The 14,422-nt window shown below is 45.7% G+C and carries 11 protein-coding genes; 3 read left to right on the top strand and 8 right to left on the bottom strand.

Annotated features, from left to right (window positions below):
• Window positions 1-155: 155 nt before the first annotated feature.
• The 3 genes from MKX40_RS04210 to MKX40_RS04200 all read right to left on the bottom strand — a co-directional run bounded on the left by MKX40_RS04210 (window position 156) and on the right by MKX40_RS04200 (window position 3,688).
• Window positions 156-1,145, bottom strand: a complete 990-nt coding sequence (locus tag MKX40_RS04210; protein ID WP_339239617.1) for a phosphotransferase — start codon at window positions 1,143-1,145, stop codon at window positions 156-158.
• A gap of 406 nt (window positions 1,146-1,551) precedes the next feature.
• Window positions 1,552-2,100 (bottom strand): hypothetical protein, encoded by a 549-nt coding sequence (locus MKX40_RS04205; RefSeq protein WP_339239614.1) that lies wholly within the window; start codon window positions 2,098-2,100, stop codon window positions 1,552-1,554.
• Window positions 2,101-2,104: 4 nt separating this feature from the next.
• Window positions 2,105-3,688 (bottom strand): glycosyltransferase family 39 protein, encoded by a 1,584-nt coding sequence (locus tag MKX40_RS04200; protein ID WP_339239612.1) that lies wholly within the window; start codon window positions 3,686-3,688, stop codon window positions 2,105-2,107.
• Window positions 3,689-3,862: 174 nt separating this feature from the next.
• Between MKX40_RS04200 and MKX40_RS04195 the strand changes: the two genes are divergently transcribed.
• Entirely contained in the window at window positions 3,863-5,122 is a 1,260-nt protein-coding gene (locus MKX40_RS04195; RefSeq protein ID WP_339239610.1) for a CAP domain-containing protein, read from the top strand.
• A 334-nt stretch (window positions 5,123-5,456) separates the two neighbouring features.
• Here the strand turns inward: MKX40_RS04195 and MKX40_RS04190 are convergent, their stop codons facing one another.
• On the bottom strand, window positions 5,457-5,855 hold the full coding sequence (locus MKX40_RS04190; RefSeq protein WP_339239607.1) for a DUF1801 domain-containing protein: 399 nt from the start codon (window positions 5,853-5,855) through the stop codon (window positions 5,457-5,459).
• Window positions 5,856-5,983: 128 nt separating this feature from the next.
• Window positions 5,984-6,646: a SprT family zinc-dependent metalloprotease gene (locus MKX40_RS04185; RefSeq protein ID WP_339239604.1), complete on the bottom strand. Its 663-nt coding sequence runs from the start codon at window positions 6,644-6,646 to the stop codon at window positions 5,984-5,986.
• A 153-nt stretch (window positions 6,647-6,799) separates the two neighbouring features.
• On the opposite strand from MKX40_RS04185, the gene MKX40_RS04180 reads away from it, so the two are divergent.
• Entirely contained in the window at window positions 6,800-7,567 is a 768-nt protein-coding gene (locus MKX40_RS04180) for a GNAT family N-acetyltransferase (RefSeq protein WP_339239602.1), read from the top strand.
• Window positions 7,568-7,631: 64 nt separating this feature from the next.
• Here the strand turns inward: MKX40_RS04180 and MKX40_RS04175 are convergent, their stop codons facing one another.
• Together MKX40_RS04175 and MKX40_RS04170 are read right to left on the bottom strand one after the other, a co-directional pair.
• Window positions 7,632-10,010 (bottom strand): amylo-alpha-1,6-glucosidase, encoded by a 2,379-nt coding sequence (locus MKX40_RS04175; protein ID WP_339239601.1) that lies wholly within the window; start codon window positions 10,008-10,010, stop codon window positions 7,632-7,634.
• A gap of 131 nt (window positions 10,011-10,141) precedes the next feature.
• The gene (locus MKX40_RS04170; RefSeq protein ID WP_339239600.1) at window positions 10,142-10,561 is read right to left on the bottom strand and encodes an ester cyclase; all 420 of its coding nucleotides are present in this window, start codon (window positions 10,559-10,561) and stop codon (window positions 10,142-10,144) included.
• A 302-nt stretch (window positions 10,562-10,863) separates the two neighbouring features.
• Here MKX40_RS04170 and MKX40_RS04165 point away from each other — a divergent pair, with 302 nt between their 5' ends.
• Window positions 10,864-13,386 (top strand): transglutaminase domain-containing protein, encoded by a 2,523-nt coding sequence (locus tag MKX40_RS04165; protein WP_339239598.1) that lies wholly within the window; start codon window positions 10,864-10,866, stop codon window positions 13,384-13,386.
• A 108-nt stretch (window positions 13,387-13,494) separates the two neighbouring features.
• Here MKX40_RS04165 and MKX40_RS04160 read toward each other — a convergent pair whose 3' ends face one another.
• Window positions 13,495-14,397 carry an SDR family oxidoreductase gene (locus MKX40_RS04160; RefSeq protein ID WP_091038895.1) on the bottom strand — a complete coding sequence of 301 codons (903 nt, stop codon included), beginning with the start codon at window positions 14,395-14,397 and terminating at the stop codon, window positions 13,495-13,497.
• Window positions 14,398-14,422 lie beyond the last annotated feature (25 nt).

Below are 14,422 nucleotides of genomic sequence, written 5' to 3'. Positions count from 1 at the left end.
CCCCGAATCAGCGGGGTAACCTGTGCTCAAAACCAGCTCGGGGATTCTACATTCGATTTCCCAAGCTGGTTTGTTAGTTATGAGGATTGATTCTGGTATGGGATGTGACTTACGTTCAATGTTTAATCTATGGGATCACTGTTTACGTGTAGACTTTACATCGGATGACCAAATTGCTCCGCTTGTTCAGCCATCTTCTGACTCAATTTTGCTCTGAGTGCACTCATCCATTCCGGCTCATGTGAAAATTGCTCTTCGGCAGACCGAAGCACACGCACGTATCCATATAGATTGGCAAACCGGCGACATGCGGGGAACATGCTCTCCAGATCATAACGTTCTCCCGCCTTGGACCAGTACCCGTTCAGGAACCATTGTTTCTTCTGCTCCCATTGCTCAGGCTCGATCTCCTCACGCAGACTATCCAGACTTCGCTCCACATCCATCGCGTACCAGTGATACATCGAGTCATCGAAATCAATGGCATAACAAGACTGTTTTTTTTCGTCATAGAAGACATTGTCCGGTTCAAAATCGTAGTGGATAAGTCCAAAATTTTGCTTGTTTATCGGCCATGCTGCAAAATACGTTTGAAGAAGCTCTACCTCGTTCAGAGCAGCCGCCTCCGCAGGAAACCCCTCCAAAATCTTCTGCATCCAATCCAAAACATCTGTATAGGTCCAGCGTTGCTTCTCCTTTTGCGCAGGTATGAATGATCGCGATAAATGATGCAGTTCACCCAAAGCCTCACCATAGCTGTACAGGATGGAGTCATTTAGTTCAATGCTCCCTAACTGCGATCCGGGTACTCGCTTGAATACGGAAGCGTAGTATGTTCCCCACGGCGTGTGAGTCTCTACGAGTTCTGTTCCTGAATGGGCAGGTACCACCTCCATGGCTCCATAATGATTCGTTCGAAGATAACGGAGGAAATCCAGTTCAGCGCTAAGGTTGATTTTATTCTTTTCCTCTACCGGGGCAAATCGAAGCAATCGGACCTCTCCCTGATCTCTAAACGGATACACGGCATTGGAGGATATGCGATAATACTGAAACATATCCAGTGACTCGGGATCATAACTCCAATTCTTCAGAATCATCTCGGCAAGGTTGTTATTTTGAAATAAATATTTTAATGATAACATGGGCATTTCTCCTTTTTAATCATTTCGTGTGGATGGTTTATAGCCATCGTCTGCCTATTTTTGCGCGCAAAAAGCCGCAGGCTATGCCTGCGGCTTTTAAAAATTCTGAGTGTATGAGAAATTTGCACAAGCAAATAAACCTCGCATACGCCAGAAAAATTGAGCAGTTATATCCCTATATGTCGGCAGAACTCAGATCGGACTGGGAAACTAAAAGTGTTCCACCCTTCGTCTAATGGTCTGCCGGAAGTATTCAGTTCATTCTTACCTTATTTGTAGTGATCGAACATACCATCTTAGACCGTCGTTTCATGACGCTCACTCCCTTTAAAAAAACCAGTTGTTTCCATAATAGCCGATAACCCTATTGTAAGCAATTACAAAATGACGATAATCCCATCATCTTTTACTGCACAACCATCATCCGTTCCACCGTCTCAGAGTTATCCTTATACCACACCATCACGATATTTTCTTTTTGAAGATCAGACACTTGAATGGACGTATTCGCACTCGGGCTTGATTTGCCCGAGCGTGGCATCCCCATGCCTTCAGTGATAGTGACATCATCTTTTATATTCAATTTCAATTCCATTCCGGTATCCTTCCATTCCATGCTTGGAGATGAGGTGTCCTGCATTTCAAGTAACGCCAGCGTAACTGTGTTTCCCTCCACGGAGACGATTCTACCCGTAATGTCGGCATTCATCGTCCCCTGCGTCATGTCGGGACTGCCTGTTCGATCATTCGTGCCCGGGGTACCCCTTCCACCTCTTGGTGTTCCTCCGTTCATGCCCAGACCGCCACCATTTGGCATCCCAAACCCGTTTATACCTTGTACAGAACCGGTGTTGGTAATATTCTGGGCGGTTATAACATCGCAAGCCGTCAGCATAACCAAGCATCCTAGCAACAGGAATAGCGTAACCGATGTGAAATATTGTTTTTTTCGCATATGATCACCTTTTTCTCAGAGAATATTGCTCCAAGGTACCTTTACGATGGAATATGAAGTCATACGTGTCTTTGAACCCCATATAGGACAGCACAACCAACAACGGATATACAGGATAGATGTATCTGGACTTAATCTCCCAGAGAATATAAAAACCGATGAATCCGAGAATGACCAGAATCAATGAAACTTCGTCATACCGTTTACGACGAATTCCACCGACCAACCGGATGAGAATAAAACAGTACATCAGGAAATTCATCACATATACGATCCAGAGTAATCCTGTCCGATAAGCCGAATCCCCCTGCATCAGTTCTGTTACCGCATTGGTATAGCTATAGGACCCTGCGATTGCGCCTCCCCTTCCTCTTCCGGCACCGATGGAACTTTCATTGCCGATTCCGTATCGGTCCATCTGGTATGTCCCTTCGGTCCAGGTCCATATGATCTTTTTGTAATACATCTGCACCAAGTCACTCGCACTTGCTTCGGACAGCTTGCTGCCAATCTCTTGTTTGAACAATGCTGCGCTCTCGGCCTTATTGTAGTTGGCCTGCCTTTGATAGATCTGATAACTCTCCATATTGTCCCAAAAGCCAAAACGCTCCAGATTAATCCCCATATTGAGCCACATATAGACTGGTGCAGCATTCTCTCCAACAGGTTCACTCACAGCACCGGAGGATTGAAGAACTGCATTCTGAGTCCAGGTTGGTACATTAAACAACATAGCTAGCACACCGATGGAAATGACAACTTTCTTCGCTCCGATGCTCCGCATATTCAGCAGGATATAGATGATAGCAGCGATTAGCACGATAACACCGATGCTTCGAAAGTAATTGCCCATCGCGAGAAAAATGGCGGCAAGGATGATTGTTTTCCAAGACTTTTCACGCACAAAACGAATGATAAAGTATAAACACGATGTCAGAAATGCTGTGGCAATCACATCGTTATAGATCAGGTTGTTCAGGAACAAGGACGGCAGGTACGTCGCTGCAAAGATCAACACACCGTAATCACGTTCAGTGGATCTGTCATTCACTTGTTTATAAATAAGGTAAATCATGAATGTGGTTAATGTTGAAAACAAAATATTGAATAGTTTGATAACCAGATAGTTGTCCGGGAACAGGTACAGCAACGTCTTCAGGTACAGTACGATCGAGTAGTTAAACGGGAACATGTGCAAATAACCGCCCGTTTCAAACGAGGAGTAATCCTGGTCATAGAGCATGTTCATGGCGAGTGAAAGAACCGTCTGCGAATCATCCGTAGGCACTCTTGGAAATACGAAAATGATGATAATCTGAATGGCCAGAGAACATAACAGCACGATTGGAATGACAACTTTTGGAGTGTATTTGTTCAGTTTCAGACAAAGCGCATATAACCCGACACCTGAACCAAGAAGCAAAAGAATGACCGGCAGAAAAATACTCCACTGCTGCATGCCCAAAATGGGATTGTCCCCATACAAGGCGTAGTTGTACTGTGCCCGAACCAACAAGGATGAAGCAATAAACACCGCAACAAACACGAGCAAAATGAGATAAAACGACTTTTGCAGCATCTTAGACATGCCAAAACTCCTTTTCCATTACAGGATTCCGTGAGTATTATAATCGCTCTGGCTGAAAAATCGCTGAATTTGAACACCAATTCCATCCACAAAACTAACGAATTATACCTTTAATGTCGATAATATACACCGAATACATAATCATATCATTTTTAACTAGAAGGAGATCAGAACATGTATATTCAAAAAAGGTACATCCGCTCGCTACTCTCTCTTCCTCTGGCAGGTCTGTTGTTTATGCTGCTCGGAACGCAGCCAATCGCTGCGGCCCCTGTCGACAGTCTGCTGCCTGAGCGAAGTGAACAAGAAATCAGTCAAAAATGGACGCAATGGATGAGTGGCAGGAACCAAACTGCTACATTCACTCAGAATCCCTCGACCAAGGCACCTTACGTCGCTGGTGTAGTAAGTGATTCCACATTAGAGCAAGCTTTAGGAGCAGCCAACTTCTATCGTTATATCTCCGGTCTGGATGGGGATCTCGTTCTGGACGCTGCGCTTAATCGTCAAGCCCAACATGGAGCAGTTGTGGTCTCTACCGGAGAATTGACTCATTTCCCGGTCCGTCCTGCCGATATGCCAAAAGACTTTTTTGATCTGGGAGCCAAATCGGCTTCAAGTTCCAATCTATATGCTGCCTATGGCGTTCAAGGAAATCTTGCAGTCAAAAGTGTCGAAGCATATATGGATGATTCGGATGCCAGTAACATTGCTGCACTTGGTCATCGCCGCTGGATTTTGAGTCCGCAACTGAAGAAAGTCGGCTTCGGGATCGCATCCCGGGACAACAAAAATTATGCGAGCCAATTCAGTACCATGCAAGTGATGGATACAAGCCGTTCAGGAAAACTAAATTACAATTACAACTTGTATCCAAGCAAAGGGGCATTCCCGATTGAAGCATTCCATGTGTCACAAGCCTGGTCTGCACAGCTGAATCCAGACGTCTTTGCGAAGCCTTCCAACTCCGAGGTACAAGTGGAGATTTTGCGTTCATCCGATCAGAAAACGTGGACACTGGGAGCAAAAACGCCGGTTAGCAGTGATCCTGCAAAGGCCTTTTTCAATGTAAATACAGATGGTTACGGATATAACTACGCTGTCATTTTCCGTCCGGATAACTTGAAATCCCTGAAGGCAGGCGATACGTTCAACGTTCGCATTACCGGTTTGAAAAAGAAAAACGGGTCCAAAGCAGAAATCTTATATCAGACTCGTTTCTTCTCGGTCAGCAATCCTTCACAAGAGCCTGGTACTAATCCACCGAATCCTGGGACAGAACCTGGAACAGAGCCACAAGAACCGGATACCGGGAACGAGGATTACCTGGATAATCATCTGATGCAATTCGTATATACAGCGGATCGTACGCGGAACCCTCACCGCTTATGCAGGCAAAACATTCTCTTTCCAGATCCACGGTCCTTCACCTGACGAAAAGCATATTCGTACTGAAACGGTGAAGCTGGATGCTAACGGTCGGTTTAGTCTAACCGTTCCCAATCTGGGCGTATCCGATTTGACCATCTATTTGCAAGTGGACCCAAGCTTTATGTACTTGATTCCTACGGCAAGTAATTCAGACGTCACGTATTACTTCGAATAGAACGGGAGCAAGAGTACTGGAATAACTAAAGTAAAATGAAGTAGTGATCGGATTAAAATAATTCAACAACAAAAACAGTCGGAATGCATAGGCATCCGACTGTTTTTGGTTTATGATATGAACTTTAGTATGGTATGAACTTTGGTATGATACGAGCTTGGGTTACTTTGATGCTTCCTTTTTGCGTTTCTTTTCCAGCGCGATCTCCACATTTTCTTTCACCCGAAACTCCACAATCCGGCGGATCAGATCCTCCGGCAATGGCTGATCCAGCGGAAACTGCACAGATCCCTTAGCCCCTTTATACTTGGAGAGTTCCTCCTTGAACGCCAGAATTCCACTGGGAGCAGGGTAGAAGCCAATATGATGCTGGTATGCGGCAAAATGAACCAAATTCCCATGCTGTGCATACGTAGGCATCTTGTAACTGATCTTCTCTTCGGCGTTCGGAGCTGCTTCACGAATTATCTGTCTTAACGCCTGTAATCTCACCTGTACATCGGGTGCAAACTCGGAGATATATTCATCTACCAGCACCGAATAATGGTTACTCTCAGCCATTTTGGACTCCTTCCACCACGGATACAGCATGGTCTCGTGGTACGGGCATATTTGCTTATATTGTACTTTAAATGGACGAGCGGAACAGCTATTTTCATGCAATTTGAACTGTAGGATTAAGCCTGAATTTACAGTGTCATGGCCCGACCATTTCGCATCAGATAATCTTCTTTTGTTTTGTAATCCGGCATGATGCTGCCGATCCGTCGCCAGAAAGAGCGATCATGATTCATGTGGTGAATATGGCAAAGTTCATGGATGATGACATAATCGATCACTTCCAGTGGAGCCATCGCCAGGCGATAATTGAACGTCAGCTTTTTGTCCCAGCTGCAACTGCCCCACTTCGTGGGAGAATCCACGATCTCTATCGACCTCGGCTTCACCTTCAACTCCTGCTGATAACGACCGATGCGCTCCCCAATCATGCGTTTACACTCGGCAAAATAAAACTTCCTCAGATTCGCTCGCAGCTCTTCTTCTGTAAGTCCCTCTACAGGAATTAATTCATGTAATGCGTGTTCCTTGCCAAAAAGCAAAAACTTCCCTTTGCCTTCGTCTTCGTATTCCTTGGCTTGAGGACCATCGAGCGCCCGCTGCATCAGAGCGGACTTCTTCAAAATCACATCTCCATGCTGCTCCACAAGTTGCCGGATCATGTCTTCACTGGTACCATTGGGTGCTTTGATCGTTACCATATAAGGCAAGTCCATCGTGATGGAAACTTTCTTGCGTTTGCCGTATTCGATGTGACAGTTAATGTTATGGCCTTGCATCTCTATCGTTAACATAATGCGCTCCGCTTCTAAAGTTATTCATTCAACCAAATCAAATTGTATACCATCTCTGTCCTTAATGCATACTGTTTGGCGATATATATGTTCATGTTGTATTTTTATACATAATTATGTATTATTATTAAATTATAAAATCGGAGGTTGAATATGACTCATACAACGGATACAGAACACAAAACCATTGAAGAGATATCTCTTAACCACTGGCAGCCCTTGTCTACCTTGCTATATGACGGCTGGGTACTGCGTTTTGCCAAAGGGTATACCAAACGTGCCAATTCCATTCAACCCATCTACTACTCCACACTGGATGTGCATGAAAAAATTGAGGAATGTGAGCGTATCTATGCTTCCAATCAGTTAAGTACGATTTTCAAAATCACGCCGTTTATTCAGCCGGATCATCTCGACCAGCTTTTGCAGGACAAAGGGTATGCTGTTGTGGATCTGACTCGTATCCAGACTCGGAGTCTAGATGATATCAAAGAACCTGTGCACCAAGCTGTACAGATTGACGAAAAGTTGACCATAGCGTGGCTGGATCACTTTTGCCGACTGAACAAGGTGAATAATCTGCAACGGGAAACGACAGAACTTATGTTGAACAATATTCGCACAAAGGCAGGTTTCATCTCGCTGTTACTTGACGGGCAAGTCGTCGCTTGTGGATTTGGTGTAATCGAACGCGGCTATGTTGGGTTGTATGATATCATTACAGATGCTAACTTTCGGAATCGGGGACTTGCTGAACAGATGATCCTTCACCTCCTGCATTGGGCAAAAGAGAATGGCGCCACGTCCAGTTATCTGCAAGTTGTTGCAAATAATGCACCTGCGGTAAAGCTCTACGCCAAGCTTGGTTATTCGGAAGTATATAGCTACTGGTACAGAGTCAAAGAATGGAACAAGTCCTGATCAAGCTGACAGCAAAAACTGCCCTCCTCCTATTTAGAGGAAAGGCAGTTCTCCGTACTCTTTTCTACAAAGGCAGCTTCACCAGCACCTCATAATTCACGCCAGCTTGGATATTCTTGATGATGTCACCTTCTATACGTTCACCGTCAACATACACTTCAATCGTCTGGACTGTTGCATCCTTCTTCATGTTCACGTTCAGCTTAGCCCCGCGGAACAACCGCGTGACCGACGCCTCGTTCCAATCTTCAGGAAGTTGCGGACGAACCTGAAGCCCTTGTGCGTGACCTTGCAGGCCGAACAATCCATCGATCAGGCAACGATACACCCAAGGCACTGTGCCGGTGTTGAACAAATGACTGGAGCGCCCGGCTGTACGTGGGAATTGACGATAAGCTCCGCGATAATAATTTGGGATAAATACAGGCAGTTGACCCCGTTGGAGAATATCCTCGGCATCGGGCCCCGGAATCATTTTACGCAGCAAACGATACGCTTTCTCCTTCTCTCCTACCAGATACAATGCATAAATATAGAAAGCTGCCGCGTGGTTGTACACTGCACCATTCTCTGCACTTCCCGGATGTTTCTGCGTGACACGGCCTACATCTTCCCGCATCGCTGTGAAAGACGGCGCGAGTTTCTCGACACCATATGGCGTCTCCAATTGCTCCTCTACCGCGCGGATTAACTTCTCCTGTTTCTCCTGATCGGCAGCACCGCTCATGAGTGCCCAGCTCTGAGGATTGATATAGATGCGTCCTTCCACGTCCTTGCTCACACCGAACACTACATTGTCATCCGTAATGCCTCGGGCATACCAGTCCCCATCCCACAGGTACTCATTCGCTGTCGCATTCGTCTGATTGGCATCCTGACGGAATTCCGCTGCAACCTCTGCATGCCCTGCCTGTTCAGCAATTTCTGCCCACACATTAAAAGCATATGCCGTTGCAATGGTCAGCCAGCCGGATACGCCTTTGCCTTTGTATCCCACCATGTTCATCGGATCACACCAGTCACCCTGATTGATATAGTTCAACCCACGCTCATCCCGCTCATGGATCAACCAGCGCATCGCAAGATTCATATGTTCCAGTACAGAAAGCTTCTGCTGACTGTCTGTAAAAGCAACCTGTTCCTCCAGAATGCTATAGTCATTGGTTTCATCCAGATAAGTCTTCATACAGACCGGAAGCCAGATACAGTGATCGGTATGAGGAATCTGGTTAATATATTTCAATTCTGCGTCCGGGTGCAAAATAATGCCGTCCGGCATGGCGCCGCTAATATGCTGTTGTGACAATGCAGTCAGGAATGCCGCCCTTGCAACCTGCGGCTGAATGTAACTCATCCCCATATTATCCTGCAGATAATTCCGGGTCTGTGGATCGGTCGAGAGACGATTTGTTTTCCCGTGATAATACATCTGACGAGGCAGCCAGTGATTCACGACATTATCCAGCCAGCCATCCGATGTCTGGATCTGAATGTTTCCCTTCCCTTCCGCAATATAATTCGCATACTCCTGCTCGGCAGCCGTAAAACCATCCTGTCCTTCCACATTCTGCTTCACAAAATAATGCTGACGGATGCCCTCAATCTCTGCCTCATCATGAGCCGGGCCAAAGATAAATCGGTAGGCCTGCTCAGCACCAGCTTCCAGATCTACTCTGTATTGCAATACGGCCACAGGTGTCTCATATCGCGCATCTCCACCAGCGAGTGTCTCCGACTGAAGTCCAGAAGGATGATGAAGTCCCCCTTCACCTTCAAAGCTCTCTTGATTCACTTCCCAGGCGGTCGGTTGGTGATCTGCAAGCAGATAGGTTTTGTCACTGTAGGTTTTGATTTTGCTATAATCCTGATATTTCTGGTACGGCGTAACCGCCGAGCAGACAATGCCCTGTAACTCTTCCACATAGGAACCGGACTGGTTCATCCATGACATATAACCGACCGTATAATACGGGTAGATACTCAGCTTGCGTTTTCTCGAAGACAGATTGGTTACCTTTACACGCCACAGCTCCATGACATCTTCCCTCGGCAGACGCAGGGACATCTCGATGCAAATGTCGTCCTGAATCACTTTCCAATGAATATCATGTTTGCCTACAGCGAACGTATAGCTATCCGCCTGCTTGCGAACCGGTTCATACGGGGCCGAGAAGATTTCGCCACTTACTTCATCTTTAATGTAAACAAACCGACCCGGATGGTGGGCATAGTATGGCTGCTCCGGTTGCATAAATGTCTTCGCTTCCAGGTTGGGCGCGTACGAATATTTGGCAGGTTCGGGCTGCATAAATTGGGCGACAGCGTACCCCCGGCAATTCACATGAATCATCATCTTTTCATTCCAAAGAAATCCGGATGCCTTCGGTAAACTTGTCGGGCTTGTCAGTTCGACATATTGATTATCTTCCGTTGCTTTAATCATCACTGAACCTCGCTTTCAGATTATGAAGTCAAAAGGGCAGAAAACGTTTTAGGTAACTTGTATACAACTTGGTCCATTATAACACGAGAACGCTTACAGAAAATCAAAAACTAAAAAAAGAGCTGATACACTCAGCTCCGATTCCGTTCCAATTGTTTCTCGATACCCAATCTGTCGATCTGAATCCAATATTCTGCAATGCGTTCGTTTGCCACCCGGTATACCGCGCTCGCAATTTCGATCACTGGCAAATTCGTTGGTGTATATCCGTCCACGTCTCCTACATGGGTACCGGTTTGTTTCCAGCGCACATAGACTTTATCCCCTTGTGTCAGCAACTCCTGGATCTCAAGTGAGAAATCCCCGTAAGCTTCGATCATCTCTCGCACATGATCCGCATAATCGGAAGGCGTTCGGGTCACCGTGACCTCTTCTTCGGATATCACTTGATGGGCCAGTACCTGTTCCGCCATTACACTGCTTGCATAATCCGGATTCCGGCCTGATCGGACCTCTTCAAAAAAGGATCTGACAATCTGTTCTGCTGTCATCTGAGCCACTCCAGTCTATTCAAAATATCCGATTATATATAAATATGTAGTAATTCTTATATTTTAACATGGAACACACGCTACGGAATTACATCTGTTCTATTGTTCTACAGGACTTAAAACCTACCCTCTCACCTTGACAATGCGTCAATATGACCATAAACTAGCAAAGGATGTCAGGAAATTAATAGGAGGTTTAGCCGTTAAGAGGATTGAGTATGGGTTTTAACCATATCTGATAATCTTTCGGTGTAGAAATGTAGCTTTTAGATCAATTCAGAAAAACGAGAAAGCGGTGTATCATGAAACGTCTATTTTTCATTATGTTTGCGCTCACCCTGTTACTGGCTGGATGCCAGAGTAATGAACAGGAAAGCAGTCCGTCCGAGAATAATCCTACAGAAGTCGTAGAAGGTTCTACCATTTTAAGTTTGAAGCAGAAATACGGCTCTGAATCGGAACAAGCGATCATGCCGATGTACAACGTAGCTCAGGATGAAGAATTTACGTTCAAGTTTAAAGCAGATTTACGTAAAAGTAACCTGCGAGCTAGTGACATTATTAGTGTACATACCGATATTAAAGCACTCAAAGCGAGCGATGTATATGCCATTCCAGAGACAAACGACAATAGTGTTTCCATTAAACCTCTTGGATGGGGCGTATTAAGTTCAGATTCCATGATGAACAAGGATCAAAGTTCTTGGGGCGGTGCCCCCATTTATTACATTCGTCTGAATTATGATCCGGATGCTGAGAAGCTAACACTGCTCGATCAGCCCATCATTATTCCGTTTACAGTGAAATCGGAGTTACCTGTGCCCAATCTAAGATATGAGATTGATAAAGACAGACGGTTCAAGCTGGTCTGGGACAAAGTTGAAGGTGCCACTGAATATAAAATTTATAAACGTTCTGACCTAACCAACTTCGAAACCAATGTACCTCTAACTGGCGCAGAGGACGCTTTCAGTAATAGTCTGCCTTTAGATATTGCGGTAACGACAGAGACGTCTTTCAATGATTTTTTGAGAGACGGAAAAGGCGGGCTAGGCACTTATAATGAAATGATAACTACCACTCAGAACCATGGTATACGAGGAGAATATTATGTCACTGCAATCGGCGGAGGCAAAGAATCCAATTTTAGCAGAGGTGTCCCTACAGCTCCGCTTGCTTCCCAGTTACCAACATCTCTGAAAGAACAATTGTATAGGGAGAAATTAAAGAATATAGATATACTTCCTCAGAAAGCAACAGTTGAGTACAATGACGGCTCTCTAGCTCGTGAAACCATTGTCTATGATACCAAAAGCGTAGAAATTTCAGAGTTCAATGAGACGAATATTCCTTTTCACATTAAAGGAACAGCTCTGAAAAGTTATGTACGTGTAGAAAATGTGACCGAAGCAGACCTGGAAAGACTTGCTCAGCAAACCGTAGCCGAGTCCAGCAACGGACTGGTGGAACCGAAGAATGACACACCTTACGTTCCTGCCCCTGATGTGCCAACGATCATCAACAATCATGATGCACCTGAGTCTGCAACAGACACAGAAGAAGCACCGGTAGCGGAAACTCCAACTACAGAGTCCACAACCGATACTGAGACTTCAGAAGATGCAACTGATCCTCTATCTACTGAGGCTTCCGATGATACTTCTGATACTTCTTCAGATATGGCTTCTGAAGAAGTATCCAATGAAGCCACTGCTCCAGCTCCTGAAGCTGAAGAAGACAATCTGGTAGATGAACAGAAGTCCAATACACAGCAAAATGTAGAACAAGGTAATCAGGAAACTGTGCCTCAGCCTGCTACAGGTGATGCAATGATCAATGCAGATTCCGCATTGGAAGAAGTTTTGGCCAAAAACATGATTGCGGCACAAGATAAAATTTCGTTAAAGGCTTTTCCCGAGGCTCAAAATTTCACGACACTCTCGGATGTGGTTCTGAAAGTGATGTACCAGAATCCATTGATTCTTGGTGTGGAAGGTTTCGAATATAACTACGGTACGCTTACCCTTTCGATTCATTACAATGAGTCTGCAAGTGGTATTCAGAAGAAGCAAAATGAGATTATTGCCAAAGCAAACGAAGTCGTGGCTTCCATCATCAAGGATGGCATGAACGAAGACGAGAAACGTAAAGCCATCTACGATTATCTGAACGATAACGCGAAGTATGACGATGCAGCGCTGGAGAATGCAGAGCAGAACAATTTCAAAAATGTCGACCCACAGTTCAATGACTCGTTTACCACTTACGGTATTCTGGTCAAAGGTGTTGGGGTATGCGCCAGCTATGCCTCCGTCTACAAATTGCTTTCCGATCTCTCGGGACTGGAAAGCATCGTCGTAACAGGAGCTTCCAGCGGCGTTCCACATGCTTGGAACAAGGTCAAAATCGGAAATGAATGGTTCCATGTCGATGCCACCAACAATCTGACCAACTCCGGCATCCCTTACTTCCTGTACAATGCCAACGATGAGACTGCTGCCAGTCAGAAAACGATAGCAGATAAGGATTACTGGCTTGATTCCGAACTCGCGATGTTCGATGGCGAGAGCGATGCCAATGATTATTATGTGCAGAATGATCTCGAAGTCGCTTCCATTAATGAGTACAAAACCAAGGCTGAGAGTGAACTCAAAAAAGGAGAGAACCGGGTCATTCTCCGTTTTGCCTCACCTGTTGATTCTGATGAGCTCATGACAGCTGCCGGCGAAGCTCTTGCTGCTGTGGATGAAGCCCTACTGAACACGGCGCAATTGGCAACGCTCGGAAGTTATGCCATTCTGGACCCGAAACCAGAACAGAAGTAACTTAATAATTGTTAAAAAATAAAACAAAGAACTCCATTCACCTTCATTGGGAATGGAGTTCTTTGTTTAACCGGCTTATGATCCAAAAGCTTTTTTTATATTCAACGTTTACGGACTAACCGTACCACCATTTGCATTCAATGTTTCGCCGCTCACATAGCTGGATTCCTGGCTTGCCAGGAACACAAATGCCGGAGCCATCTCGGCAGGTTGTCCTGCACGACCAAGCGGTGTATTGGAACCAAACTCGGCCAGCTTCTCGACGGGTTGTCCACCTACAACTTGCAGCGGTGTCCATACCGGACCTGGTGCAACAACATTGACACGAATTCCTTTGCTGCCCACCTGTTGGGCCAATGCTTTGCTAAACGTGTTAATAGCTGCCTTCGTTGTCGCATAATCCAGCAGGATTGGCGAAGGCTTGTACGCCTGAATCGACGATGTGTTGATAATCGAGCTGCCCGGCTTCATGTGTTTCACAGCTGCTTTACAGAGCCAGAACATGGAATAGACATTTGTTTTGAACGTTGCATCAAACTGCTCGGTGGTCAGATCCGCGATTTGCTCTACAAACTGCTGTTTACCTGCCACGTTAGCTAGGATATCAATCCCGCCAAGCTCTTTGACCGCAGATTCAATGAGTTCCTCACAGTATTTCTCATCCTTCAGATCACCTGGCATCGTAATTGCTTTGCGGCCAGCCTCCTCAATCAGCTTCACGACTTCCTGTGCATCTGCTTCCTCTTCCGGTAGATATGCCAGGACAACATCTGCACCTTCACGGGCAAACGCAATCGCTGCCGCGCGGCCAATCCCGCTGTCTGCTCCGGTCACAACCGCTTTGCGGCCTGTTAAACGTCCGCTACCTTTATAACTTTTCTCACCCGCATCAGGAACAGGAGTCATCTCACGCTGAAGTCCCGGCTCATCCTGTTGCTGTTTCCACTCCGGTGTAGCCTTCGGATATTGTGTCGTTGGATCTTGCATGGTGTGCTGGTCTTGATTAGCCATGTTCAATTCCTCCTTGGATATTTAT

Source organism: Paenibacillus sp. FSL R5-0517 (assembly GCF_037974355.1).
Lineage (GTDB): Bacteria > Bacillota > Bacilli > Paenibacillales > Paenibacillaceae > Paenibacillus.
Note: the sequence above shows the minus strand (reverse complement) of the source record. Positions and strands in the feature narration are given on the sequence as shown.